Annotated in this window: 26 protein-coding genes; 14 read left to right on the top strand and 12 right to left on the bottom strand. The window is 71.8% G+C overall.

Annotated elements, in window-relative coordinates; genetic code table 11:
• Nucleotides 1-4: 4 nt before the first annotated feature.
• Both ACN26Y_RS03745 and ACN26Y_RS03740 read right to left on the bottom strand, forming a co-directional pair.
• Nucleotides 5-1,444, bottom strand: a complete 1,440-nt coding sequence (locus tag ACN26Y_RS03745) for a GuaB1 family IMP dehydrogenase-related protein (RefSeq protein ID WP_155328900.1) — start codon at nucleotides 1,442-1,444, stop codon at nucleotides 5-7.
• A gap of 133 nt (nucleotides 1,445-1,577) precedes the next feature.
• Nucleotides 1,578-2,174, bottom strand: coding sequence for a LysE/ArgO family amino acid transporter (locus ACN26Y_RS03740; protein WP_155328899.1), 597 nt, complete (start codon nucleotides 2,172-2,174; stop codon nucleotides 1,578-1,580).
• Nucleotides 2,175-2,244: 70 nt separating this feature from the next.
• On the opposite strand from ACN26Y_RS03740, the gene ACN26Y_RS03735 reads away from it, so the two are divergent.
• Complete coding sequence (locus ACN26Y_RS03735) at nucleotides 2,245-3,135, top strand: LysR family transcriptional regulator ArgP (protein ID WP_155328898.1); 891 nt, start codon at nucleotides 2,245-2,247, stop codon at nucleotides 3,133-3,135.
• Nucleotides 3,136-3,209: 74 nt separating this feature from the next.
• Here ACN26Y_RS03735 and ACN26Y_RS03730 read toward each other — a convergent pair whose 3' ends face one another.
• Complete coding sequence (locus tag ACN26Y_RS03730; RefSeq protein ID WP_155328896.1) at nucleotides 3,210-4,961, bottom strand: acetyl/propionyl/methylcrotonyl-CoA carboxylase subunit alpha; 1,752 nt, start codon at nucleotides 4,959-4,961, stop codon at nucleotides 3,210-3,212.
• A 186-nt stretch (nucleotides 4,962-5,147) separates the two neighbouring features.
• Here ACN26Y_RS03730 and ACN26Y_RS03725 point away from each other — a divergent pair, with 186 nt between their 5' ends.
• Nucleotides 5,148-6,374: an MFS transporter gene (locus ACN26Y_RS03725; RefSeq protein WP_422734336.1), complete on the top strand. Its 1,227-nt coding sequence runs from the start codon at nucleotides 5,148-5,150 to the stop codon at nucleotides 6,372-6,374.
• A gap of 116 nt (nucleotides 6,375-6,490) precedes the next feature.
• Here the strand turns inward: ACN26Y_RS03725 and ACN26Y_RS03720 are convergent, their stop codons facing one another.
• Together ACN26Y_RS03720 and ACN26Y_RS03715 are read right to left on the bottom strand one after the other, a co-directional pair.
• Nucleotides 6,491-7,144: an O-methyltransferase gene (locus ACN26Y_RS03720; RefSeq protein ID WP_155328894.1), complete on the bottom strand. Its 654-nt coding sequence runs from the start codon at nucleotides 7,142-7,144 to the stop codon at nucleotides 6,491-6,493.
• A 22-nt stretch (nucleotides 7,145-7,166) separates the two neighbouring features.
• Nucleotides 7,167-7,823: a Maf family protein gene (locus tag ACN26Y_RS03715; RefSeq protein ID WP_155328893.1), complete on the bottom strand. Its 657-nt coding sequence runs from the start codon at nucleotides 7,821-7,823 to the stop codon at nucleotides 7,167-7,169.
• A 116-nt stretch (nucleotides 7,824-7,939) separates the two neighbouring features.
• Between ACN26Y_RS03715 and ACN26Y_RS03710 the strand changes: the two genes are divergently transcribed.
• The 3 genes from ACN26Y_RS03710 (at nucleotide 7,940) to ACN26Y_RS03700 (ending at nucleotide 9,814) form a co-directional block, all read left to right on the top strand.
• Nucleotides 7,940-8,155: a type II toxin-antitoxin system VapB family antitoxin gene (locus tag ACN26Y_RS03710; RefSeq protein WP_230688863.1), complete on the top strand. Its 216-nt coding sequence runs from the start codon at nucleotides 7,940-7,942 to the stop codon at nucleotides 8,153-8,155.
• Complete coding sequence (locus ACN26Y_RS03705) at nucleotides 8,152-8,577, top strand: PIN domain nuclease (RefSeq protein WP_422734335.1); 426 nt, start codon at nucleotides 8,152-8,154, stop codon at nucleotides 8,575-8,577. Before ACN26Y_RS03710 ends, ACN26Y_RS03705 begins: the two co-directional genes overlap by 4 nt.
• A gap of 118 nt (nucleotides 8,578-8,695) precedes the next feature.
• Nucleotides 8,696-9,814 carry an IS630 family transposase gene (locus tag ACN26Y_RS03700; protein WP_422734334.1) on the top strand — a complete coding sequence of 373 codons (1,119 nt, stop codon included), beginning with the start codon at nucleotides 8,696-8,698 and terminating at the stop codon, nucleotides 9,812-9,814.
• Nucleotides 9,815-9,851: 37 nt separating this feature from the next.
• On the opposite strand, the gene mycP is transcribed toward ACN26Y_RS03700, so the two are convergent.
• Nucleotides 9,852-11,015, bottom strand: a complete 1,164-nt coding sequence (mycP, locus tag ACN26Y_RS03695) for a type VII secretion-associated serine protease mycosin (RefSeq protein ID WP_422734333.1) — start codon at nucleotides 11,013-11,015, stop codon at nucleotides 9,852-9,854.
• A 900-nt stretch (nucleotides 11,016-11,915) separates the two neighbouring features.
• On the opposite strand from mycP, the gene ACN26Y_RS03690 reads away from it, so the two are divergent.
• Nucleotides 11,916-12,083, top strand: a complete 168-nt coding sequence (locus tag ACN26Y_RS03690) for a hypothetical protein (protein ID WP_155328891.1) — start codon at nucleotides 11,916-11,918, stop codon at nucleotides 12,081-12,083.
• Between the two features lie 292 nt (nucleotides 12,084-12,375).
• On the opposite strand, the gene ACN26Y_RS03685 is transcribed toward ACN26Y_RS03690, so the two are convergent.
• Complete coding sequence (locus ACN26Y_RS03685; protein WP_422734332.1) at nucleotides 12,376-12,840, bottom strand: hypothetical protein; 465 nt, start codon at nucleotides 12,838-12,840, stop codon at nucleotides 12,376-12,378.
• Nucleotides 12,841-12,983: 143 nt separating this feature from the next.
• Nucleotides 12,984-13,196: an acyl-CoA carboxylase subunit epsilon gene (locus ACN26Y_RS03680; protein ID WP_422734331.1), complete on the bottom strand. Its 213-nt coding sequence runs from the start codon at nucleotides 13,194-13,196 to the stop codon at nucleotides 12,984-12,986.
• 91 nt (nucleotides 13,197-13,287) lie between these two features.
• Between ACN26Y_RS03680 and ACN26Y_RS03675 the strand changes: the two genes are divergently transcribed.
• Both ACN26Y_RS03675 and ACN26Y_RS03670 read left to right on the top strand, forming a co-directional pair.
• Nucleotides 13,288-15,201, top strand: a complete 1,914-nt coding sequence (locus tag ACN26Y_RS03675; RefSeq protein WP_422734330.1) for a serine/threonine-protein kinase — start codon at nucleotides 13,288-13,290, stop codon at nucleotides 15,199-15,201.
• Nucleotides 15,202-15,290: 89 nt separating this feature from the next.
• On the top strand, nucleotides 15,291-15,521 hold the full coding sequence (locus ACN26Y_RS03670) for a hypothetical protein (RefSeq protein WP_422734329.1): 231 nt from the start codon (nucleotides 15,291-15,293) through the stop codon (nucleotides 15,519-15,521).
• Nucleotides 15,522-15,623: 102 nt separating this feature from the next.
• Here the strand turns inward: ACN26Y_RS03670 and ACN26Y_RS03665 are convergent, their stop codons facing one another.
• Nucleotides 15,624-16,376 carry a GH25 family lysozyme gene (locus ACN26Y_RS03665; protein WP_422734328.1) on the bottom strand — a complete coding sequence of 251 codons (753 nt, stop codon included), beginning with the start codon at nucleotides 16,374-16,376 and terminating at the stop codon, nucleotides 15,624-15,626.
• Between the two features lie 171 nt (nucleotides 16,377-16,547).
• Here ACN26Y_RS03665 and ACN26Y_RS03660 point away from each other — a divergent pair, with 171 nt between their 5' ends.
• The 4 genes from ACN26Y_RS03660 to ACN26Y_RS03645 all read left to right on the top strand — a co-directional run bounded on the left by ACN26Y_RS03660 (nucleotide 16,548) and on the right by ACN26Y_RS03645 (nucleotide 19,817).
• Nucleotides 16,548-17,291 (top strand): M50 family metallopeptidase, encoded by a 744-nt coding sequence (locus ACN26Y_RS03660; protein WP_155328885.1) that lies wholly within the window; start codon nucleotides 16,548-16,550, stop codon nucleotides 17,289-17,291.
• A 34-nt stretch (nucleotides 17,292-17,325) separates the two neighbouring features.
• Complete coding sequence (locus ACN26Y_RS03655; protein ID WP_155328884.1) at nucleotides 17,326-18,309, top strand: ketopantoate reductase family protein; 984 nt, start codon at nucleotides 17,326-17,328, stop codon at nucleotides 18,307-18,309.
• Nucleotides 18,310-18,460: 151 nt separating this feature from the next.
• On the top strand, nucleotides 18,461-18,961 hold the full coding sequence (locus ACN26Y_RS03650; RefSeq protein WP_155328883.1) for a SigE family RNA polymerase sigma factor: 501 nt from the start codon (nucleotides 18,461-18,463) through the stop codon (nucleotides 18,959-18,961).
• Entirely contained in the window at nucleotides 18,954-19,817 is an 864-nt protein-coding gene (locus tag ACN26Y_RS03645; RefSeq protein WP_155328882.1) for a hypothetical protein, read from the top strand. The genes ACN26Y_RS03650 and ACN26Y_RS03645 overlap by 8 nt, the downstream gene beginning before the upstream one ends.
• A gap of 123 nt (nucleotides 19,818-19,940) precedes the next feature.
• On the opposite strand, the gene ACN26Y_RS03640 is transcribed toward ACN26Y_RS03645, so the two are convergent.
• Nucleotides 19,941-21,524, bottom strand: a complete 1,584-nt coding sequence (locus tag ACN26Y_RS03640) for an acyl-CoA carboxylase subunit beta (RefSeq protein ID WP_155328881.1) — start codon at nucleotides 21,522-21,524, stop codon at nucleotides 19,941-19,943.
• Nucleotides 21,525-21,610: 86 nt separating this feature from the next.
• On the opposite strand from ACN26Y_RS03640, the gene ACN26Y_RS03635 reads away from it, so the two are divergent.
• Both ACN26Y_RS03635 and ACN26Y_RS03630 read left to right on the top strand, forming a co-directional pair.
• On the top strand, nucleotides 21,611-22,486 hold the full coding sequence (locus ACN26Y_RS03635) for a biotin--[acetyl-CoA-carboxylase] ligase (RefSeq protein WP_155328880.1): 876 nt from the start codon (nucleotides 21,611-21,613) through the stop codon (nucleotides 22,484-22,486).
• Between the two features lie 81 nt (nucleotides 22,487-22,567).
• On the top strand, nucleotides 22,568-23,137 hold the full coding sequence (locus ACN26Y_RS03630) for a PH domain-containing protein (RefSeq protein ID WP_155333916.1): 570 nt from the start codon (nucleotides 22,568-22,570) through the stop codon (nucleotides 23,135-23,137).
• 56 nt (nucleotides 23,138-23,193) lie between these two features.
• Here the strand turns inward: ACN26Y_RS03630 and ACN26Y_RS03625 are convergent, their stop codons facing one another.
• Nucleotides 23,194-23,889 carry a GtrA family protein gene (locus ACN26Y_RS03625; RefSeq protein WP_155328879.1) on the bottom strand — a complete coding sequence of 232 codons (696 nt, stop codon included), beginning with the start codon at nucleotides 23,887-23,889 and terminating at the stop codon, nucleotides 23,194-23,196.
• Nucleotides 23,890-23,952: 63 nt separating this feature from the next.
• Nucleotides 23,953-24,483, bottom strand: coding sequence for a GtrA family protein (locus ACN26Y_RS03620; RefSeq protein ID WP_155333915.1), 531 nt, complete (start codon nucleotides 24,481-24,483; stop codon nucleotides 23,953-23,955).
• Nucleotides 24,484-24,515: the final 32 nt, after the last annotated feature.

Below are 24,515 nucleotides of genomic sequence, written 5' to 3'. Positions count from 1 at the left end.
CCGGTCACCAGCTCGTCGGCAGCGGCATCCCCTCGGTGTAGCCGGCCGCGCTCTGCACGCCGACCAGCGCCCGCTCGTGGAACTCCGCGAGATTGTGCGCCCCGGCGTAGGTGAAGGCGCTGCGTACCCCGGAGATGATCTCGTCGATCAGGTCCTCGACGCCGGGCCGGTTCGGGTCGAGGTACATCCGTGCCGAGGAGATGCCCTCCTCGAAGATCGCCTTCCGGGCGCGGTCGTACGCGGAATCCTCCGCCGTCCGGGCGCTCACCGCGCGGGCCGAGGCCATGCCGAAGCTCTCCTTGTAGCGCCGGCCGTCCGCCTCGACGTAGAGGTCGCCGGGCGACTCGTACGTGCCGGCGAACCACGAGCCGATCATCACGTTCGAGGCGCCCGCCGCCAGCGCCAGCGCCACGTCACGCGGATGCCGGACCCCACCGTCGGCCCACACGTGCCGGCCCAGCTCGCGTGCCGCCGCGGCGCAGTCCAGCACGGCCGAGAACTGGGGCCGGCCCACCCCGGTCATCATCCGGGTGGTGCACATCGCGCCCGGGCCGACGCCCACCTTCACGATGTCGGCGCCCGCCTCGACGAGATCGCGTACCCCGTCGGCGGTGACCACGTTGCCGGCCGCGACCGGGACGGCCGGGTCGACCTTGCGCACCGTCCGCAGGGCGGAGATCATCCGCTCCTGGTGGCCGTGCGCGGTGTCCACGACCAGCGTGTCGACCCCGGCCTCCAGCAGCGCCTTGGCCTTGCCGGCGACGTCGCCGTTGATGCCGACCGCCGCGGCGATCCGGAGCCGGCCCCGGTCGTCGACGGCCGGCTTGTACAGCGTCGCGCGCAGTGCGCCCTGCCGGGTCAGCACCCCGACCAGCCGTCCCTGCGCGTCCACCACGGGAGCGAGCCGGCGGCGGCCCGCCGAGAGCCGGTCGAAGCCGGTACGCGGGTCCGCGTCCGCCGGCACGGTGTGCAGCTCGGTCGACATCACGTGCCGCAACTGCGCGAACCGGTCCACACCCACCGTGTCCGCCTCGGTCACCACGCCGACCGGCCGGCCCGCCTCGTCGACCACGATCACCGCGCCGTGCGCCCGCTTCGGCAGGAGGTGGATCGCGTCACCGACAGTGTCGGTCGGGCCGAGTGTGATCGCCGTGTCATGCACCAGGTGCCGCTGCTTGACCCAGGCGACGACGTTCGCGACCACCTCGATCGGGATGTCCTGGGGGATCACCGCGATGGCACCGCGCCGGGCGACCGTCTCCGCCATCCGCCGGCCGGACACCGCGGTCATGTTCGACACCACCAGCGGGATGGTGGTGCCCGTCCCGTCGCTGGTCGCAAGGTCGACGTCGAGGCGGGACGCGACCTCGGAGCGGGCCGGCGCCATGAAGACGTCGTTGTAGGTCAGGTCGTGCGCGGGGACCGCGCCGTGAAGGAACTGCACCCGGCCATCATGACCTCCCACCGCCCCCTCCGCCGCCGAGGGGCAAGGAAGGGCCCCTTGTTAACGCCTGCGGTAGAGGAAGGGCCCCTTCTTAACAGCCGCAGTCGGCAGGCGGTCGCGCAGAAAATCACAGTCAGGCCAGCAGCAGCGCCGCCGCCAGCCCGGCCATCACCACGGCGATCACGCCGTCGAGCACCCGCCACACCGCGGTACGCGCGAGCACCGGCCCGAGCCGGTACGCGCCCGCCCCGAGCGCCGTGAACCAGGCGAGGCTGGCCGTGGCCGCTCCCACCCCGAACACCCACCGGTGCGGGTGCTGCTGGGCGACGCCGCCGAGCAGCAGCACGGTGTCCAGGTAGACGTGCGGGTTGAGGTAGGTGAAGGCGAGGCACGCCAGCAGGGTGGTCCGCAGGCGGGCCGGCGGACGGTCGGCGGGTCGCAACGCGTCCGGACGCCACGCGCGGCGGGCGGCGAGCACCGCGTAGCACAGCAGGAACGCGGCGCCGCCCCACCGTACGGCGGTGAGCAGGCCGGGCCGGTCCGCCACCAGGGCACCCACCCCGGCGATGCCGGCGCCGATCAGCAGGGCGTCGGAGAACGCGCAGGTGAGGACGACCGGTACGACGTGCTCGCGGCGCAGCCCCTGACGCAGGACGAACGCGTTCTGCGCGCCGATGGCGACGATCAGGGCGACGGAGAGCGAGAACCCGGCGAGGGCGGAGGCGATCACCCCATCGACGGTAGGCGGACCCGCTTCATGCGGTCCAGCTAAAGATTTTGATGTTCCGTAAGATTTCCTCATGCTCGACGCCGTTCAGCTCCGGACGCTCGCCGCCGTGGTCGCCGAGGGGAGCTTCGACGCTGCCGCCCGGCTGCTGCACGTGACGCCGTCCGCGGTGAGCCAGCGGATCAAGACCCTGGAGGAGACCGTCGGCCAGGTCCTGGTGCGACGGCACCGCCCGTGCCGGCCCACCGAGGCGGGGGAGCCGCTGCTGCGCCTCGCCGGCCAGCTCGCCCTCCTTGAGCAGGAGGCACTGGCGGAGGCGCGGGGGCCGCTGGGCGGTGGCCGGGGGCGTACGCGGGTCGCGGTGGTGGTGAACGCCGACTCCCTGGGCACCTGGTTTCCCGCCGCGCTGGCCCGGGTGCCGGAGCCGCTCGACCTCTCCTTCGACATCCGGCAGGACGACCAGGAGCACACCGCCGAGTTGCTCCGCGACGGATCGGTGACGGCGGCGGTGACCGCCCAGCGGGAGCCGGTGCAGGGGTGCCGGGTGCAGCCGCTCGGCGCCATGCGCTACCGGGCGCTGGCGTCTCCGGCGTACGTCGGGCGGTGGTTGCCCGAGGGCGCCACCCCGGCCGCGCTGGCGGAGGCGCCGGTGATGGTGTTCGACCGGAAGGACCGGTTGCAGCACCGCTTCCTGCGGTCGGTCACCGGTCGGGCCCTGGACCCGCCGGCGCACTACCTGCCGTCGGTGCCGGCGTTCAGCGAGGCGATCCGGCTGGGGCTCGGCTGGGCGCTGGTGCCCGAGCAGATCGCCGACGCCGACCTGGCGTCCGGGCGCTGCGTCGACATCGCCCCCGGTCGCACGGCGGACGTCCCGCTGTACTGGCAGCACTGGCGGCTGGAGTCGACGGCGCTGACGGCGCTCACGGCCGCCGTCCGCGCGGTGGCCGCCGAAACCCTCCGCTGACGAGCCCCGGAACGGTTGTTAGGAAGGGACCCTTTTACTACCGCAGGCGTTAACAAGGGGCCCTTCCTTACACCTCAGGCGATGGTGCAGATCGCGGCGCCGGCGGTGATGACCGCGCCGACCTCGGCGCCGAGGCCGCTGATCGTGCCCGCCTTGTGGGCGTGCAGCGGCTGCTCCATCTTCATGGCCTCCAGCACCACGACCAGGTCGCCCTCGGCCACGGTGTCACCGTCGGCGACCGCGATCTTCACGATGGTGCCCTGCATCGGCGAGGTGAGCGCGTCACCGCTGACCGCGGCGCCGGCCTTGGCGCCACCGCCCCGCCGGGCCGGCTTCTTCGCGACGGGCGACACGGTGGCCGCACCCCCGCCGAAGCCGGCCGGGAGGCTGACCTCCAGCCGCTTGCCGCCCACCTCGACCACGACGGTCTCGCGCTCGGCCGGGCCCTCGACGGCGCCGGCGGGCGCGGTGAACGCCGGGACGGTGTTGTCGAACTCGGTCTCGATCCACCGGGTGTGCACGGTGAACGGCTCGGCGGTGAACGCCTCGTCCCGGACCACCAGGCGGTGGAACGGCAGCGCGGTGGCCATGCCCTCGACGACCATCTCGTCCAGCGCGCGGCGGGCCCGCTCGATCGCCTCGGCGCGCGTCTCACCGGTGATGATGACCTTGGCGAGCAGCGAGTCGAAGTTGCCGCCGATCACGTCACCGGCGGAGATACCGGTGTCCACCCGGACGCCCGGGCCGGTGGGCAGGCGCAGCGCGGTGATCGTGCCCGGCGCGGGCAGGAAGTTGCGGCCCGGGTCCTCACCGTTGATCCGGAACTCGATGGAGTGCCCGCGCGGCGTCGGGTCCTCCGTGAAGCGCAACTTCTCGCCGTCGGCGATGCGGAACTGCTCGCGGACCAGGTCGATGCCGGCGGTCTCCTCGGTCACCGGGTGCTCGACCTGGAGCCGGGTGTTGACCTCCAGGAAGGAGATCGTGCCGTCGGCGCCGACCAGGTACTCGACCGTGCCCGCGCCGTGGTAGCCGGCCTCGCGGCAGATCGCCTTGGCGGACTCGTGGATCTGCGTCCGCTGCGCCTCGGTGAGGAACGGCGCCGGGGCCTCCTCGACCAGCTTCTGGTGGCGGCGCTGGAGGGAGCAGTCCCGGGTGCCGACCACGATCACGTTGCCGTGCTGGTCGGCGAGGACCTGGGCCTCGACGTGGCGGGGCTTGTCCAGGTACCGCTCGACGAAGCACTCACCCCGGCCGAACGCGGCGACCGCCTCGCGGGTGGCCGACTCGAACAGGTGCGGGATCTCCTCCATCGTGCGGGCCACCTTGAGACCGCGCCCGCCGCCGCCGAAGGCCGCCTTGATGGCGACCGGCAGGCCGTGGTCCACGGCGAAGGCCATCACCTCGTCGGCGCTGCCGACCGGGTCCGGCGTGCCGGGGACCAGGGGCGCGCCGGCACGCTGGGCGATGTGCCGGGCGGTGACCTTGTCACCGAGGTCGCGGATCGCCTGCGGAGTGGGGCCGACCCAGGTCAGCCCGGCGTCGATGACCGCCTGGGCGAAGTCGGCGTTCTCCGAGAGGAAGCCGTAGCCGGGGTGCACGGCGTCGGCCCCCGACTTGCCCGCGACGTCGATCAGCTTGTCGATCCGCAGGTAGCTGTCGGCTGCGGTGTCACCGCCGAGGGCGTACGCCTCGTCGGCCAGGGTGGCGTGCAGGGCGTCCCGGTCCGAGTCGGCGTAGACGGCGACGCTGCCCAGGCCGGCGTCGCGGCAGGCGCGGATGACGCGGACGGCGATCTCGCCGCGGTTGGCGATGAGTACCTTGCGCACCTTGGTGGCTCCTCCCGGGAGGTCGTTGACCGGGAGTGTATCGGCCACTCTGACGCACCTAACGATCGCTCAGTGTGGGATGCCGCACTGTGCCGCCGCCCGCCAGTTCACCGGTGGGGCCCGGGGAAAGAGAGCTGTCTCTCATCCGGAGCGGGGCGACGGTGGGGCGCTTGTAGCGTGAGGCCAGTGCCGCGCCTCACCCGTGACCGGACCACCTGGCTCGCCTACGCCCAGCTCGGCCTGTGGGGCTTCTTCCTCTACGGCTTCGGCCCGGTGGTGCCGCTGCTCCGCGACGAACAGGGCACCTCGGCCGCGGTCGCCGGCCTGCACAGCACCGGCATCGCCGTCGGCGCGCTGCTCGGCGGGGCGCTCTTCGCGCCGCTGGCCCGCCGCGTCGGCCGCAGTCCCGCGATCTGGACCGGCCTGGCCGGGGTCGCACTCGGCATCACCGCCCTGGCAACTCTGCACGCCCTGCCCGCCACCATCACCGCCATGGCGGTGATCGCCACCTTCGGCATGATGGTGATCAGCGGCGTGACCGTGGTGCTCACCGCCCGGCACGGCGTCGCCGCGCCGGCCGCGCTGAGCGAGGCCAACGCCGCCTGCGCCGGCATGGGCGTCCTCGCTCCGCTGGTCATCGGCGCCAGCGTGGACGCGGGGTGGGGCTGGCGGCCGGCGATGGCCGCCGAGGTCGGCCTGATCGCGTTGGTCGCGCTCGCCGCCCTGACCTTCCGGGTACGCGGACCGCTGGCCGACCCCGCTGCCGCGGCTGCCGGTGCCCGGCCGGCGGTGCCCGCCTCCGGCACGGCGGTCTCTCGGCGGCTGCCGCAGGCGTACTGGGTCGCCTGGGTCCTCATGGCGGTGACCGGTTCGATCGAGGTGTGCCTGTCGCTCTGGACCGCCGACGTGCTCCGTACGCACGCCGGGCTCGGCGCGGGCGCCGCCTCGGCCGCCGTGGCCGCGATCGTCGGCGGGATGTTCGCCGGGCGCGTGGTCGGCGGCCGTATCGCCCTGCGGTACCGGCCCGTCCCGCTGCTGCTCGCTGCGCTGGGACTCTCCCTGGCCGGTTTCGCCCTGTTCTGGGCCACCCCGGTCGGGGGCCTCGCGGTCGCCGGACTGCTTCTGCTCGGCCTCGGCAACGCACTGCACTACCCCTTGGCGATCTCGATCGCGCTCGCCGTCGCGGGGCCCGCCGCGGACAGGGCGGCCGGTTGGGCGTCGTACTCGATGGGGGTGGGTTTCGGGATCGCGCCGGTCGCCCTCGGCTGGGTGGCCGACGAGGTCGGCCCGCACCTGGCGTTTCTGCTCCTGCCCGCCTTCATCGGGGTGGCCGCGCTGCTCGCCGTCCGCCTCGGCCGGGCCCTCCGCGCCCCGACCCCGGAGGCCGCCCGGACCCCGGTCGGCGCTGCCTAAAACCGGCGGTCCTTGCCCGTCGCCAGCGGCGGTGCTTGGCCGTCGCGGCCTGCGGCCGTCGCCGGACGCGGCGATGCTTGGTCGTCGCCTCGGCCCGCCGCAGGTCGGCGCAGGCCCTACAGCACCCGGGCCAGCGTGAGTCCGTCAGCGACGGGGAGCATGACCGCCTCGACCCGGACGTCGGCCAGGACCTCGTCGTTGAACGCCGCGATCGCCCGGTCCGCCGCGTCCTGCGGTGCGATGACCCGGCCGCCACGCAGGACGTTGTCCACCGCGATCACTCCGCCGGGGCGCATCCGTGGCACCAGCTCCGACCAGTAGATCGGGTACCCGGTCTTGTCCGCGTCGATGAAGGCGAAATCGAGGTGACGGTCGTGCGGCATCTCGTGCAGCGTGTCGGCGGCCGGCCCGATCCGCAGGTCGATCCGGTCCGCCACGCCCGCGCGGGCCCAGTACCGCCGGGCGATGCCCGTGTACTCCTCGGAGATGTCCAGGCAGGTCAGCCGCCCACCCTGGGCCAGGCCACGGGCGATCGCCAGCGCGGACAGCCCGGTGAAGGTGCCCACCTCGACCGCCTGCCGCACGCCCAGGAGCCGGGTCAGGAAGGTCAGGAACGCGGCCTGCTCCGGGGCCACCTGCATCTGCGCGTCGTCCGGCAACGCCGCGCGCGTCTCGTCGATCAGGTCCCGCATCACGTCGTCCGGCGGTGAGCCGTGCGCCACGAGGTACGCGTGCAGCTCCGGCGTGAGCGGGATGGACTTCGTGGTCATCGTGCCTCTTCTCGTACCGGCGTCAGGCGAGCGGCTCGACCGACTGGTTGCCCGGCGTGACCTTCGTCCACAGGTCGGTGATCCGCAGGTCCAGTTCGGCCAGGAGCCGACGAAGCAGGGGTAGGGACAGGCCCACCACGGTGCCCGGGTCGCCGTCGATCCGTTCCACGAACGGCCCGCCCAGCCCGTCGATCGTGAACGCACCGGCCACCGCCAGCGGCTCGCCCGTGGCGACGTACGTCGCGACTTCGTCGTCGCTGATGTCGGCGAAGTGCACGGTCGTCGAGGCGACCGCCTCGGCCCGGCGACCCGCCACGATGTCGACGAGGCAGTGCCCGCTGTGCAGGACGCCGCTGCGCCCCCGCATCCGCTTCCACCGGCGTACGGCCTCCGCCGCGTCGGCCGGCTTGCCGAAGATCCCGCCGTCGAACTCCAGCACCGAGTCGCACCCGATCACCAGCGTCCGCTGGTCGTCGGACGGCCGCAGCCGGGTCAGGACAGCCTGTGCCTTGAGCCGTGCCAGTTCGAGGCAGAGCTCCTCCGCCCGGTCCGTCACCACCAACGATTCGTCGACGCCGCTGACCAGCACGTCCGGCTCGATGCCGGCGGCCTGGAGGGTCTTGCGGCGGGCGGGGCTGGCCGAGGCGAGCACGAGACGGAGCGGCAGAGATCGGGACACCCCGCCGACGTTACCGGGCGCCGTGGACAGCTGGGGCACGACGGGCCGCAGAGCGCCGAACGGCCCGATTCGGGACCGCGCTGAAGATATACTGGAAGCCTTCACGGTATATAGGGATGGCCATGACCAAGATACTGGTGGATGTGGACGACGAGGCCCTGGCCGATGCCGCCGAGGCCTTCGGGACCAAGACCAAGAAGGAAACGGTGAATGTGGCACTCCGGGAGGGCGCGGCGAGGCTCCGTCGCGCCAGGGCGCTCGCCGAACTCGCCAACCGCGCTGAGGCCGGTGACTTCGATGAACTGCTCGACAAGGGCGCCTACCGGCCGTGAGGCTTGCTGACTACCTGGTCGACACCAGCGCACTGGTTCGTCTGCTGCGCAACGCTGAACTGCGCGCCCGGTGGGAGTCGCCCCTGACGGCCGGTCTGATCGCCGTCTGTCCCGTCGTCGAGTTGGAGTTCCTGTACACCGCCCGGTCCGCCGCAGACCGCGAGTGGCTTCAGCATCAACTCCGAACGGTGTTCGGCTGGGTGATGATGCCGGACCGCGGCTACGAGCGGGCTGCCGAGATCCAGCACGACCTCACATTGCGGGGCGTGCATCGCTCCGCCGGCGCGGTGGATCTGCTCATCGCGGCAACGGCCGAGTACCACGGTCTGTCCCTGCTGCACTACGACCGCGACTTCGATCAGATCGCGAACGTGACCGGGCAGCCCGCCACGTGGGTGGCTCGCGCGGGTTCGATCAAGTAGTCGCGGGCCCGGGTGCTCTTGATCGCCTCTAGTGCCGTGACCACGAACGTTCACGGTGTTGGATGACACGCCGTCCGGCCTGTCGGCCGGGCGGCGTTGTGGCGGTCAGGCTGTGGCGGTGGCAGAACCCGTTCGCGTTCGGCGGCTCAGTGACCAGGAGGGTCAGCAGCTGCTGAGGATCACTCGTAGAGGTACCGGCTCGCCGATCCGGTTACGGCGGGCCATGGTCGTGCTCGCCTCGGCCGGTGGGAACACGGTGCCGGCCATCGCCCGTCTCGTGCAGGCCGATGAGGACACGATCCGGCAGGTCATCCACCGGTTCAACGAGATGGGGATGGCCAGCCTGGACCCTCAGTGGGCGGGTGGCCGTCCCCGCCAGATCAGTAGCGACGAGGAACAGTTCATCGTCGAGACGGCCAACACCCGACCCGAGAAACTGGGGCGGCCGTTCATCCGCTGGAGCATCCGCAAGCTCGCCGACCACCTGCGCCTGCATGCCACCCGGCGGGTCCGGATCGGGCGGGAACGGCTGCGGCAGCTCCTGCACCGGCACCGGATCACCTTCCAGCGGACCAAGACGTGGAAGGAGTCCACCGACCCTGACCGGGACGTCAAGCTCGCCCGGATCGAGTACGTCAGCAGCCACTTCCCGCAGCGGACGTTCGCCTTCGACGAGTTCGGGCCCTTGGTGATCCGCCCTCAGGCCGGCACAGGGTGGGCGCCCGCCGGCCATCCGCACCGGCTGCCCGCGAACTACCACAAGCTGTACGGAGTCCGGCAGTTCCACGGCTGCTACAGCGTCGGCGACGACCAACTCTGGGGCGTCGTCCGCAGGCGCAAGAGCGCCGCGAACACCCTCGCCGCCTTGAAGTCGATCCGCGCCGCACGGCCGGACGGCGCGCCGATCTACGTCATCCTGGACAACCTGTCCGCGCACAAAGGCCTCAAGATCCGCAGGTGGGCGGCCCGGAACAAGGTCGAGCTCTGCTTCACCCCGACCTACGCCTCCTGGGCCAACCCGATCGAGGCCCAGTTCGGGCCGCTACGCACCTTCGTCATCGCCGGCTCGAACCACCCCAACCACACCGTGCTGACCCGGCGGCTGCAGGCCTACCTGCGGTGGCGCAACGCCAACGCCCGCCACCCCGACGTCCTGGCCGCCCAACGCCGCGAACGCGCCCGCATCCGCAGCGAACGACAACGACGCTGGGGCCAACCCACCACCCGCGCAGCCTGACCCCACACCGTCAACGTTCGTGGTCACGGCACTAGCCTCACCGGCTGATGCGGGGCGGTGGATCATCGCTGCGCCGGCGGCGCCTGGCGATGAAGGCCCACGCACCGCCCGCTGCCACGATGACTCCCAACGTGACGAGGCCACGAGTTGTCGCTGCCCGGTCGCTGTCAGACCGCTCCGCCTCGGCTTCCGTCGGTCGGGCGGCTGGCGCGGCAGCGGTTGCAGATTCGAAGCCGAGCGGCGGTACGTCGGCAGTGAGCGCAGCGACGATGTCGATCACGCCATAGCCGTACTGGTCGTCCCGCCCAGGCGGTCCCTTGTCGACAGCCGTCGCAGTCAACCGATGCACCACCTCATCCGCCGGCAGATGCGGATACTTTGCCCGGATCAAAGCAACCGCCCCAGCAACAATGGCAGCTGAATCGGAGGTTCCAGTCCCTTTGCGGTACTTGTTGTCCATGCTAGTGCTGTAGATGTCTACCGCAGGCGCGACGACATCAATCTGCGCCCCAGCGACTGCCACCGCTGCATGATTTCCGTTACGGTCGATGCCTCCTACAGCAATGACACCGGGACCTGTTGCTGGATACATGATGCCGGGGTCCTCAGGGCGGTTACCTGCGGACGCAACGACGAGCACGTTGGCCGTACGCGCATCTTCGAGTGCGCGGGAGAGGCGTGGACTAAAACCGCCAGCGGCTGAGATGCTGATTACGTCCGCGCCAGATGAGATTGCATATTCAACGGCGGCCGCTAGATGGTCGGCCTCGGCGCCTCGCTCGCTGTCGAAGATTTTGATTGGCAGAACCCTAGCCTTCGGGGCGATACCCAACGCTCCGATGCTTCCACGCCGGCCATGTGCGGCAATTATCCCGGCCATGCCCGTTCCGTGGCCGTTTTGATCTTCCCGGCCGTCTCCTCCACCAGCGACTACGTCGGTTCCTGGAAGCAAATTCGCTGACAGATCGGGATGAGGGTCAACGCCGCTATCTGGCACGGCGACAATTACCCCCTCGCCCTGGCTCACTTGGTGTGCCTTCTGAACGTTGAGGTAGCGCAGATGCCACTGGTCGCCGCGCACGCGCTCAACACCGTCAATATGAGCCGCATCACTGCCGTAGGCAGGCGCGGTCGCACCTACCAAGAGTGCCGCGGCGAGCGTTAGTAGGCCGCCGAGTTCGCGTTTTCCACAGACCGTCACCTGGTGAAACCGATGGCTGGGCCGGGATCGATCGGCCCGTCGTCCTTCGGAGGCCGAACTACCGGGTCTACCCCTGTATCGATTTCCCATGGATGATCTGGATCCCAGGTGCGCTGCTCCTCATCTGTCCGATCGCCTCGGCTAGGGCGGCCAGGCGCTGTGGCCGCGTGCGGGGTGCCGGACATACCGGAGGCCGCGCCGAACGGCGGTATGCCGTGGACGCCGGGGAAGCCTCTTGCACCTCCAGGGCGTGAGCCAGCTCCGCCGGTTGGAGCGGTACCAGCACCGCCACCTCCGATCACGCCGCCGATCGGGTTGATCCGACGAGGCTGGGTGTTGCCGGAAACCGGCTGGCTCAGTCCAGCGCCGGGCAGGCCGCCGATAATGCCTCCGGGTGGCATGGCACGTGGGGAGGCCGGGACCATAGGCGAGGGGCCCTTTGCGCCTCCAGCGACTGGCGGTCTGAGATGACTGACGCTGGGGTTGGTGGGCCTACTAGCCGTACCGACCGGAGGAGTTGTTGGGGTGCCGAGCCCCGGCGTTGCAGGGTGACTGGGCGGGCTCGCGGGACCCGGCGGAACGGGGGTTGCCTTGGCGGGAGCGAGGCCAGTGCCCGTACCGCCGAGCACGGGTCCGACGGCTGGAGTAGGGGGAGCTGGCACAGGTCGTGCGGCCGATTTTCGATGGGTTACCGCCGATGGCATTGCTGCTGGTATAGGCACGATCGGAGGAATGATCGGGCTCGGCGAACTGGCGTATGCCTCTGGGCTCGTGGGGTCTCGACGTGTAAACGCCGGAGGTGGGGGTTGGCGTAGGGCTACTTGGGCTTGTTGGAGTTCGCTGCTGAGGCCGTACATGATGCCGCGCGCCTGGACGTTCAGCCGTTCCAGGTCCGCGTCGGTGACCGGCGGTTCGGAGACGCGGCTGCCGGCGACCGCCTTCGGGTCCGCGGCGGTGGCCTCGTACGACCGCTTCTGTTGGAGCTTCACCGCGTACTCGTCGTGGATCTTCTCCAGGGCGGTGCGGGTGCTGCCGATGGCCTGGGTGGCGGCGGCGAGCGCGGTGTAGTTCGCCGCCGCCGCGTCGTGGGTGTGCTGCACCCTGTCGATGAGCTGGTCGAGTTCGGCGAGGTACGTGCGGGCGGCGGCGTTGGTGTCCGGCGGCCACGCCTCGGCGAGACCCCGGCGGTACGCCTGCAACCGGCCGAGGTGCGCCTGGGCCAGGTCGCAGACCTTGCGCCAGCCGGCGACGTGCCGCCACTGGTTGGTGGTGTCCTGGTCCTTGAGGCAGGCCCACATGCTGGCCACATCCATCAGGTGCCAGTCGGTGAGGCCGCCCGAGCGGCCGACTCCGGGCTCGTTCACGGCCGCACCACCGGGCCGGGCCGGGTCTCCTCCGGGCCGGTCGGGTCAGGCAGCATCACGGGCGACCCGGTCGGCGCGACGGCGGTCGGGGCGGCGAGGGCCCGTTCGACGTCGACCACGCGGGCGGACGAGAAGGCGTCGGAGTCGCGGTAGCGGTCGGCGACGGTGCCGGCCGCGGCGGCCAGGTGCCCGGTCGCCCCGCCGACGCTCCAGACCAGGTCGGCGGTGGCCTGCTGGGTCTCCCAGTGGGCGTGCAGGAACTGCACCAGCTCGATGAACGCGTCCGCCGGGTTGGGCACGGCGGCGGTCATGTCCGCCTTGATGTACGACAGGTGCGGCGTGTACTGGCGCTCCACCTCGGCCTGGAGCTTCTCGGCGAACTCCTGTAACTGGCGGATGTCGGCCTCGATGCCGCCGTAGCCACGGAGCCAGGCCGCTGGGCGGTCCTCCTCGGGGATCATTGTCCCTCCCTACGCGTCACCGCACCGTTTCCGAGAGTGAGGTTAACGGGTGGCGGCTGGGAGTTGCAGCCCCAGAGTGGTGCACACCGGGCGACTCGCCGTCGACGTAGCCGCGAAGACCTGCGCTGATGCGTACGAAAAAGTCAGCGCGGCAGGCCGGACGCGCGCCATGCGCCGGGACCGGCCGTGCGGGCCGCGCCGGCGGGGCGGGCGCTTTGCGCCCAGGCGGACACCGGGGTGGGGGCGGGCGCGGCGGCCGGGCGGGACCGGACGACGATCGCGCCCACCAGGGCGGCCAGCTCGTCGGCGGTCGGTACGCCGCGGACGATCCGGAACAGCGGCTCTTCGGCTGACATGGCGTCAGGGTACGCGGTCGGAACTTGACCTTCGCCGCACAGTGGCGTGCCGGCGGTGTGACTGTCGTCGCCGCCGGGTACCGTCTCAGCGATGTCGAACGCGCTTCCCCAACTCGTCGCTGACCGATACCGGCTCATTTCGCCGCTCGGTCAGGGTGGCATGGGTCGGGTGTGGAAGGCGCGCGACGAGGTGCTGCACCGCGACGTGGCGATCAAGGAGTTGGTGCCGCCGCCCAGCCTCACCGACGAGGAGCGCCGCGAGATGCGGGAGCGCTCGCTGCGGGAGGCGCGGGCCATCGCCCGGCTCAACCACATCAACGTCGTCCGCATCTTCGACGTGCTGCGCACGGACGGCGATCCGTGGATCGTCATGGAGTACGTGCCGTCGAAGTCCCTCCAGGACACCATCGCCGAGGAGGGGCCGGTGTCGCCGGCCCGGGCGGTGGAGATCGGGCTCGGCGTGCTCGCCGCCCTGAAGGCGGCGCACAAGGCGGGCGTCATGCACCGCGACATCAAGCCCGGCAACGTGCTGCTGGGCAACGACGGCCGCGTCGTGCTGACCGATTTCGGCCTCGCGACGATCCCCGGCGACCCCAACGTCACCCGCACCGGCATGGTGCTCGGTTCGCCCGCGTACATCGCGCCGGAGCGGGCCCGGGACGGCACCGCCGGTCCGGAGGCCGATCTCTGGTCGCTGGGCGCGACCCTGTACGCGGCGGTCGAGGGCAAGTCGCCGTACGCGCGGCCGTCGGCGATCGCCACCCTGGCGGCGCTCGCCACCGAACCGCTGCCGCCGCCGAAGAACGCCGGCCCGCTCCGGCCGGTGCTCAACGGGCTCCTCCGCAAGGACCCGAACGAGCGGATCACCGCCGAGGTGGCGGAGAAATTGCTGCGCCGCGCCGGCGGGAAGCGGTCCCGCACGATCCCGCTGCTCGACGGTGTCCGCCGGCCCGGGCCGAACGGCAGACGCGAGCCCCGCCCGCCGGTCGTGCCGTCGCCGCGCCCGGCGGAGCAGGAGTCCGACAAGCCCGTCGCCCCGCCCGCGCCCCGCCAACCGGCGGCCGGTGCGGTCGCGGCCGCAGGTGCGGACGCGCCCGCGCAGGTGACCCCGACCACCTCGGATGCCGCCCCGACCGCCAAGGTCACGCCCCCGCCGTCCACTCCGGAAGCCGGTCCGGCGACGAAAGCCACCGAGCCCGCGCCGCCGCCCGCGCCCGACGACACGAAGGGCGAGCCCGCCGCGACGTCCGTCCTGCCCCGCCCGGCTCCCGCGCCGGCCGGGCGCGCGCCGGTTCCGCCGTCCGACGGTACGAGACGCGACACGACCCGCCGGAACCTGCTGATCGGTGTCGTGGTGGCCGTGCTGCTGCTCGGTCTCGCCGTGGTCGTGCCGCTGCTCGCCAACGACGACGACGGTGGCGACCCCTCGGGAGCCGGTGCGACGAGTGGCGCACCCACGTCGGCGGCGGCGCCGACGTCGGCGCCCGCCCCGGCCGACCCCGCGCCGAGCAGCGCCGCACCGACCACGCCACCGGCCAGCCCTACCGGGGATCCGAACGCCCTGCCGGCCGGCTGGAAGCTGCATGAGGACCAGGCGGGCTTCGCCCTGCCCATCCCGGAGGGCTGGGTGCGCCGCAGCGGCGGGGCGAACACGGTCGTCTTCGACGAACCCAACGGCGTGCGTGAGCTGCTCGTCCAGTGGACCGACCGGCCGAAGGCGGACGCCTACGAGGACTGGCAGAACCTCGAGCCGGCCCGTAAGAACCTCGTGCGCGACTACGAGTTGCTGAGCATCAGGCGCTGCGACTACGGGCGCACCTGCGCGGACTGGGAGTGGCTGGAGACCCGGGACAACACCCGGATCCACGTCCGCAACCGGGGGTTCGCCACCGCAAGCAACCGCGGATACGCGCTGCGCTGGGAGGTCCCCGACGAGGACTGGGCGGCGGGCCAGCGGGACTTCGACGTGATCATGAAGGGCTTCGTGCCGGACCGCCAGGACTGACGCGTGGGATTCGTGCCGGTGCGAAGCTGATCCGCATGACCTTCCGTCGTACGGGGTATCTGACTGCCCACGACGGAAGGAGGTACGAGATGAGTTACCGACGGAAGGACACCCGGCCCCGGGTGGCACTGTGGATGCTCGTCGCGCTCGGCGACGTCGTCCTGCTCCTCGCCAGCGCCGGCCTGCCGGTCCTGGTCGCGCTGCTCACTGTCGGCACCGTCACCGTCGCCGGGGTGGTGGTCTGGCGACTGTTCCGCCGGGCTACCCTCACCCGGACCGACGCGGTGACCGTCCCGGTGGCGGCACGGCGGCGGGCCTGACGACCCGCCGCGAGGATGGCGTGGCGGCAGCCGGACCAGTTGTCGACCGTACGGTGACAGCCGATCCCGCTGCCGCCAACTACCTCCCCAGGGTGGTGTGGCTCAGGTGTTGTTGGCGAGCGCGATCAGCCGGCTGCGGTCGCCGTTCCAGTAGTTCCGGTCGACGTTGCCGCTGATGCCGGCGACCCGGCCGGTGCTGGTGTACTGCCAGAAGCTCCAGAACGGCGCCCCGGGCGGCAGGGCGCCCGGCGAGCTCGCCCAGCGGGCGATCCAGAGCGGGTGGTTGCCCCACGGGCCGCTCCAACTGCCGGTGCACGTGTTCCAGAAGCTGGTGGTGGTGTAGATGACGGCGTACCGGCCGGTGCGGGAGCGGTAGGTGTTCAGGAAGTCCTGCACCCAGTTCCGCATCCCGGTCGTGCTCAGGCCGTAGCAGTACCCACCGCTGTACGGGTTCGCTTCGAGGTCCAGCGCGGCGGGCAGCGTGCGGCTGTCCGCCGACCAGGCGCCGCCGTTCGAGGCCAGGTAGTTCGCCTGCACCCCGCCGGAGGAGATGTTCGGCCGGGCGAAGTGGTACGCCCCGCGGATCACCCCGGCGTTGTAGGCGGCGACGTAGTTGGTGTTGAACCGCGGGTCCTTGTAGCTCGTCCCCTCGGTGGCCTTGATGAAGGCGAACTGGATGCCCGCGTTGCGGACGCTGGTCCAGTTGATGGCCCCCTGGTAGTGGGAGACGTCGATGCCGGGAACGGTGGCCGCGGACGCGGGGGTGGCGGTCGCGACGAGGGCCGCGGCCGCGGTGGCGACCGTGGTGAGAGCGGCGGCGATCAGCCGGCGCAGCGGTGATCTGGTACGGGCCATGGATGCCTCCAAAGACGCCGATCGATTGACTGACATCATTGAAGACGGGTGCCGCCCGAGGCAACACATGTTGAGGAAAAGTTTCACCGCCGACGGGTGAACGCCTGCCGCGTCGGTTCAGCGCAACCGGCCCGGGATCAACACGGGACGAGGGCGGTAGGCTCCCCGCCCATGGTGGCGATCGACGGCCTGACCGACCTGTGGGAGACGCTGCTCAGCGCGCAGCCGGACCCGCCCCCGCTGCTGGTGCTGCTCACCGGCCTCATCGGGTTGGTGGTGGTCTCCACCCGGGTGCCCTGGCGGATCGGCCGCAACGCGATCACCATCGCCCACGAGGGCGGGCACGCCCTCGCCGCCCTGCTCACCGGCCGGAGGCTGCACGGCATCCGGCTGCACTCCGACACGTCGGGGCTCACCCTGTCCGCCGGCCGGCCCACCGGCCCGGGCATGGTCCTGACCCTGCTCGCCGGCTACGTCGCCCCGCCGCTGGTCGGCCTTGCCGGCGCGTGGATCCTCGGCGGCAACCGGATCACGCTGCTGCTGTGGATCGCCGTGGTGCTGCTGCTCGCCATGCTGATCATGATCCGGAACGTCTTCGGCGTGCTGTCGCTCCTGGTCACCGGTGGGATCGTGCTCGCCGTCTCCTGGTACACGAGCCCGCAGGTGCAGGCGGCGTTCGCGTACACCGGGGTGTGGTTCCTGCTGCTCGGCGGGATCCGTCCGGTGGTGGAGCTGCAACGGCTGCGCGCCCGGGGTCGGATGCCCGCCTCCGACGCCGACCAGCTCGCCGGCATCACCCCGTTCCCGCCGTTCTTCTGGGTCACGCTGTTCGCCCTGGTCAACCTGGTGGTCCTCGTCGCGGGTGCGCTGCTGCTCGCCGGCCCGATCCTCACCGAGGCCGGTCTGGCGCCCTGAGCCCCGCCGGGCCGCGCCCGGGCAGAATGGGGCCGTGCGTTACGTGATCATCGGTGCGGGGGCGGTCGGGGGAACCATCGGCGTGCAGCTCGGGGCAGCCGGGCGGGACGTGACCCTGGCCGCCCGTGGCGCGCACCTGGCGGCCATCCGGGAACGGGGTCTGACGCTGCGTCGGCCGGACGGGGAGACGACGTGGCACGGGCCGGCCGTCGACGGGCCGGGGGAGCGGCCACTGCCGGCGGACACCGTCCTCGTCCTCACCGTGAAGTCGCAGGACACCGCGTCCGCGCTCGCCGCCTGGGCGGACGCGCCGGTCGCCGGCGGCGGGACGGCGGCCGAGCGCCTACCGCTGGTCACCGCGCAGAACGGGGTGGCCAACGAGCCCGCCGCGCTCCGGCTCTTCGCCGCCGTGCACGCCGTCTGCGTCTGGCTCCCCGCGACCCACCTCGAACCCGGCGTCGTCGTCGCCAACGGCCACCCGCACCCGGGGATGCTGCACCTCGGGCGGTACCCGTCCGGATCGGACGACACCGACCGGGCCGTGGCCGCCGACCTGACCGCGGCCGGCTTCGTCGCGCCGGTCCGCGACGACGTGATGCGGTGGAAGTACGGCAAACTCCTCGCCAACCTCGGCAACGGGCTCCAGGCGCTGCTCGGTGCGGACGTCCCGGACGACCTGTCGGACCGGGTACGCGCCGAGGGCGAGGCCGTGCTCGCGGCGGCCGGCATCCCGCACACCGACCGGGCGGAGGAGGTGGCCGAACGGGGCGACCTCGTCGGGCACCGGCCGGTCGGCGGCGAGCACCGGTCCGGCAGCTCCACCTGGCAGAGCCTCGCCCGGGGCGCCGGGTCCGCCGAGGCCGACCACCTCAACGGTGAGATCGTCCTGCTCGGCCGCCTGCACGGCGTGCCGACCCCGGTGAACGCGGCCGTGCAGCTCGGCATGCGGCGGGCCGTGCGGGAACGGATCCCGGCCGGCACGTTTCCGCGCGTGGACCTGGAGCGGCTGCTGGGCTGAGCTCCGCCGTACGGTCCGGGTGGCGCTGCGGCTGTCCGTGCGCGGCGCGGGTGGCGTCGGTCGGTCGGCGGGAGAAAGCGGGGGCTCCGCGGCAACCGGCGGGGTTCGCTGGTGCGTGTCCTCTGCGACCCACCACGGGGAGGTAGCAGAGGTGACCGACGCCGAGGGCTTCGACGACTTCTACCGCGGCAGCCGGCAGCGGCTGCTCGGGTTCGTCTACGTGCTGACCGGGGACGTCGCCGAAGCCCAGGACGCCGTGCAGGAGGCCTACATCCGGGCGTGGCAGCGCTGGTCGACGGTGAGCGCGTACGACGATCCGGAGGCGTGGGTACGGGTGGTGGCCAGCCGGATCGCCGTCAGCCGGTGGCGCAGCCTGCGTAGCCGCGCCCGGGCGTACCTGCGGCACGGCGCGTCGGAGACCGTTCCCGGCCCGGGCATCGAGACGGTCGAGGTGGTCGAGGCGCTGCGCCGGCTGCCCGAGGCGCAGCGGATCGCGATCGCGCTGCACTACCTCGTTGGTCTGCCGGTCGCCGAGGTCGCCCGGCAGACCAACGCGCCCGTGGGCACGGTCAAGGCCCGGCTCTCGCGGGGACGCGCCGCGCTGGCCGGTCTGCTCGCCGTCGCTGACCTGGAGGAGGTGGCCGATGCGTGACGAGATGAGCTTCGTCGAGCGGGTGCAGCGCGACCTGAGCGACGTCCGCTGGCCGGAGCCCGCGGAGATCCGGGCGCGTGCCCGACGGCGCAACCGGCGTACCACTTTGGTGGCGGCCGTGCTCGTGGTGGCCACCACGTCGACCGTCGCCCTGCTGGCCGGTCGGTTGGTGCCCGCGCCGACCACCACCAGCGCGATGGAGACGACTCCGACGCCGGTACGCAACGAGATCGCCTGGGAGACGCTGCTGCAACCGGGGGATCTGGGCGTCGAGACCGACCCGCCACTGACTCAGGCCGAGATCGGGGCCCCGGTCCGGGTCGCCGACCTGTTGCTCGTCTGCCACGAGTCGCAGGGCCGAACGGCGGCCTGGGAGACGTCCCGGTACTCCCGATCCCAGACGCTCCTCCGGCAACGGCCGCCCGGCTTCGACCACCCCCCGAGCGATGTGCTGCTCAGCCAGGACGTGTACCGGTTGGCGCCGGAGGCGGCCGGACGGTTCTTCCAGAGCGTGGGAACCCTGATCGCGCCGTGCGTCGCGTGGCGGTCGGTCGGTCCGACGCAGTGGGGAAGTCGGGTCGTCCAGGCCGAGGCCATCCACAGCTGGGAGGCGGTGGAGCGTGACTTCACCGGTGACGAGTCACTGCTCCTGCGGCACACCGTCACCCGCGCGCGGAACCTCGAGACGGGCGAGTTCGCCGGTGCCGCGCCGAAGCCCACGACGGTTGCGGTGGTCCGGGTGGGTGACCTGGTCACGGTGCTCAGCCAGGGCCGCGACGGCACGGAGCCGGATCTGCGTCGCCTCGCCACGCTTGCCGCCCGGCGTCTGTGTGTCGCCGCCAACCCGCCCTGCTGACAACCTCGCTGACGACCTGCGGATGACCCGAGCAACTTCGGGGAAAGAGTGGCCTCCCAGTGCGGGGAGGGGACTCTTCCCCCGAAGTTGCGCGGATCTTGCGCCGAGCGTGCGGCACGCCGGCTACAGCGGGATGTTGCCGTGCTTCTTCGGGGGGAGGGTCTCGCGCTTGGTGCGCAGCACCCGCAGGGCGCGGACGATCTGCGCCCGGGTCTCGTGCGGCGGGATGACCGAGTCGACGTACCCGCGCTCCGCCGCGATGTACGGGTTGGCGAGCGTGTCCTCGTACTCGGTGATCAGCTCGGCGCGCAGCGCCGCCTGGTCCTCGGCGGCGGCCAGTTCCTGCCGGTAGAGGATGTTCACCGCGCCCTGGGCGCCCATCACCGCGATCTGGGCGGTCGGCCACGCGAAGTTCAGGTCCGCGCCGAGGTGCTTGGAGCCCATGACGTCGTACGCCCCGCCGTAGGCCTTGCGGGTGATGACGGTGACCTTCGGGACGGTCGCCTCGGCGTACGCGTAGATGAGCTTCGCGCCGCGGCGGATGATGCCGTCCCACTCCTGGCCGGTGCCGGGGAGGAAGCCGGGAACGTCCACGAAGGTCAGCACCGGGATGTTGAACGCGTCGCAGGTGCGGACGAACCGGGCGGCCTTCTCGGACGCGGCGATGTCCAGCGTCCCGGCGAAGTGCATGGGCTGGTTGGCGACCACGCCGACCGGGCGCCCCTCGACGCGGCCGTAGCCGATGATGAGGTTCTGCGCGTACAGCGGCTGCACCTCGAGGAACTCGCCGTCGTCGAGGACGTGCTCGATGACGCGGTGCATGTCGTACGGCTGGTTGGCCGAGTCCGGGATCAGGGTGTCCAGCTCCCGGTCCTCGTCGGAGATGTCGAGGTCGACGGGGGCGTCGTAGACCACCGGCTCGTCGAGGTTGTTCGACGGCAGGTACGACAGCAGCGCCTTCACGTACTCGATCGCGTCCTCCTCGTCGGTGGCGAGGTAGTGCGCGTTGCCGCTGCGCGAGTTGTGGGTGCGGGCGCCGCCCAGCTCCTCCATCGCCACGTCCTCACCGGTGACCGTCTTGATGACGTCCGGGCCGGTGATGAACATGTGGGAGGTCTGGTCGACCATCACCGTGAAGTCGGTGACCGCCGGGGAGTAGACCGCGCCGCCGGCGCACGGGCCCATGATGAGCGAGATCTGCGGGATGACGCCGCTCGCCCGGACGTTGCGGAAGAAGATCTCGCCGTAGAGGCCGAGCGAGGCGACGCCCTCCTGGATCCGGGCGCCGCCGGAGTCGTTGATGCCGATGACGGGGCAGCCGATCTTCATGGCCAGGTCCATCACCTTGACGATCTTCTCGCCGAAGACCTCGCCGAGCGAGCCGCCGAAGACCGTGAAGTCCTGCGCGAAGACGCACACCTGGCGGCCGTCGATGGTGCCGTAGCCGGTGATCACGCCGTCGCCGTACGGGCGGCTCTTCTCCAGCCCGAAGTTGGTCGACCGGTGTCGGGCCAGCTCGTCCAGCTCGACGAAGGAGCCCTCGTCGAGCAGCATCTCGATCCGCTCGCGCGCGGTCTTCTTGCCCCTCGCGTGCTGCTTCTCCACGGCGCGCGCCGACCCGGCGTGCACCGCCTCGTCGACCCGACGCTCCAGGTCCGCCAGCTTGCCCGCGGTGCTGTGGATGTTGATCCCGGTCTCGGTAGTCACCCAGGGAATATAACGATGGTTCAGGCGGATGCCGCTGTGCAGTACACCTCACTACCCTCCGTCCGCGCGGCCCGTAGGCTGGCGGGATGCCGGGCTCCCCGTACACCGATCTGGACCGCCCGCCGTTGTCGGCGGCGCGGCTGCGGCGGGCGCTGGTCGCGCCGCACGGCCCGTGGGCCCGGCTGGAGTTGCGCGCGGAGACCGCCTCGACCAACGCCGACGTCGCGGAGGCGGCCCGCACCGGCGAGCCGGAGGGCCTCGTGGTGGTCGCGGAGCGGCAGACCGCCGGCCGCGGGCGGCGGGGCCGCGCCTGGCAGTCGCCGGCCCGGGCGGGCATCGCGACGAGCGTCCTGCTCCGGCCGGGCGAGGCCGTCGCCGACCGCGGCTGGCCGCCGGCGCCTTCGTCGGCGTACGGATGGCTGCCCCTGCTCGCCGGCGTCGCGCTGGTCGAGGCGGTGGCCCGGCTGGCCGAGCTGGAGGCCACCCTGAAGTGGCCGAACGACCTGCTCCTCGGCGACGCGAAGTGCGCCGGGATCCTCGCCGAGACGGTGACCGGAGCGACCCCGGCGGCGCCGCCGGCGGTCGTGCTTGGCATCGGCCTGAACGTCACTCTCCGCGCCGACGAGCTGCCGGAGAACCCGACCGGCCTGCCGGCCACCTCGCTGCAACTGGCCGGTGCCGCCGCCACCGACCGGGATCCGCTGCTGCGCGCCCTGCTCCGCTCGCTCGCCGACTGGTACGGCCGCTGGCGTGCCGCCGGCGGCAGCGCCGTCGAAAGCGGCCTGCACGCCGCCTACCTCGACGCGTGCGCCACGGTCGGCCGCCAGGTGCGGGTCCTGCTTCCCGGCGGCGGCGAACTGACCGGCACCGCAACCGGCGTCGACCCCGACGGCCACCTCGTGGTGACCGCACCCGACGGCGACCACCGCCTGACCGCAGGCGACGTCCTCCACCTCCGCTGACGCGGCGTCCGCGCGGCTGATCCCCCGGCGGCGTCCGAGCGGTTAGCGTCTGCGCGTCCCGTTCTGGTCATGGAGGTGTCTGTGGCGTTTCCCGAGGACGTGCTCACCGAGGACGAGCACGTCGTGCTGCACCTGCACCCGCATTGGAAGGCCCTGGTCCGGCCGGTGGCGGTGGTGGTGCTCGCCGTCGCCGCGGTGCTGGCGGCCCTGATTCTGCTGCCGTCGGGCGGAGGCGGGACCGCGGCGCTGGCCGTGATCGGCGGGCTGGCGCTGCTGGCGGTGCTCTGGTTCGCGTTCTGGCCGTTCCTGGTCTGGCGCACCACCCACTACCTGTTCACGAACGAGCGCGTGCTCATCCAGCAGGGTGTGCTCTCCCGGGACCGCCGGGACATCCCCCTGACCCGGGTGAACGACCACGCGATGAACCAGCGGTTCAGCGAGCGCCTGTTCGGTTGCGGCACTCTCACCATCGAGTCGGCGGGCGAGCGCGGCCAGTCGGTGCTGCACGACGTGCCGCAGGTCGAGCGGGTCCAGACCACGCTGTACGAGCTGGTGGAGGCGCACCACGACAAGCACTCCCTGGGCGACGCCGAGATGCGCGACATGCTCGCCGACGTCCAGGACGGCAAGCCGCTCCGCGAACCGAGCTGACGGCCACGCGAAACGGCCGCGTCACCCGACGGGGTGACGCGGCCGTCGTCGCGCGGTCAGGGTTGGCGGCTCCGGCGGGTGCTCGCCTGGAGTTCGGCGGCGAGCTCCGCCTCCAGCTCCCGGTCGAGGGTGAGCCCGACATCCTGCGGGATCCCCCGGCCCTGGAGCGGGGTCCCGGCCGCCCGCCGGGTGCCCGGTGGCGGCTCGGCCTCCTCCAGTTCGGAGACGGACTCCGCCAGCTCGGCCACCGGGTCCATCTCGGCCATCGTGTCCCACTCGTCCCGGGGGATGGTGTGCCAGGTGTCCGCCGCGTGCGCGGGAGCAGGTTGGAAGACGAACGTCCGGTACGACCAGAAGCGGAAGAGCGTGGCGAGCCCGACGCCGCAGGTCTTGGCGACGTTCAGCGCGAGGAGGCTGGTCACTCCGAAGCCGTACTTGGCGGCGGCCAGCACGCCCAGTTCGATCAGGAGGCCGACGCCGTTGAAAAGGAAGAACAGGGCGTATTCGCGACGCATCGCCGATTTTGGGCGGTCACGGTACGTCCAGTGACGATTCATCAGATATGACGTGATCGTGGCTACGACGGTCGCGATGACCGTGGCCTTCAACTGACCGTCCCGGAAAACGGTGAGTGCCAGGGCATTGAACACCGCGTAATTGATGACGGTGTTGACGCCCCCGACGACGCCGAATTTGAGCGCCTCGCGGACGAACTTCTGCCAGCGCTCAGGCAGGAGACGGACAAGACGCATGCGGAACACCTTAGAAGAGTTGACAGGGCCGGAACGTCCCGGCCGGGCGGGATGGGCGCCAGGTCACGCCGCGTGTCGGTCGTGCGTCACTTCCCGAACGGACGGGGTTCCCGCTTCCGGGAAGACGAACCGCCGGTAGGACCAGAAGCGGAAGAGCGTCCCGAGCCCGGTCCCGACGATGTAGCCGGAGATGTTGTCGGCCAGCGGCGTCCGGAAGATCTCCGGCCAGACGCTGCCCAGCCCGTAGCGGCTGATCGCCATGCAGGACACCGCGATCGCCAGCCCCACGCCGTTGAAGAGGAAGAAGAGCGCGTATTCGCGGGCCGGGTTGGAGCGCTGGCGGTGCCGCCAGGTCCAGAAGCGGTTGCCGAGGAAGGCGACGGTCGCGGCGATGACGGTGGAGATGACCCGCGCGGTCACCGGCTCGACGCCCAGGGCCAGCGTGAGGTAGTTGAAGATGGTGAGGTCGACCAGGAAGGCGACCCCACCCACGGTGGCGAACTTGCTCAGCTCCTGGACGAGGTGACCGAACCGGTCGAGCAGGGAGCGGAACAGACCCGGGTCGGTCTGTCGGGAGCCCGGCCCCCCGATCATTGTCGCGGCCACTCCGCGAGCCTACCGGCTGT

Origin of the sequence: Micromonospora sp. WMMD558, assembly GCF_049315255.1 — a bacterium.
In the GTDB taxonomy this organism is placed as follows: domain Bacteria; phylum Actinomycetota; class Actinomycetes; order Mycobacteriales; family Micromonosporaceae; genus Micromonospora.
This window is presented reverse-complemented; position numbering and strand designations above follow the sequence as displayed.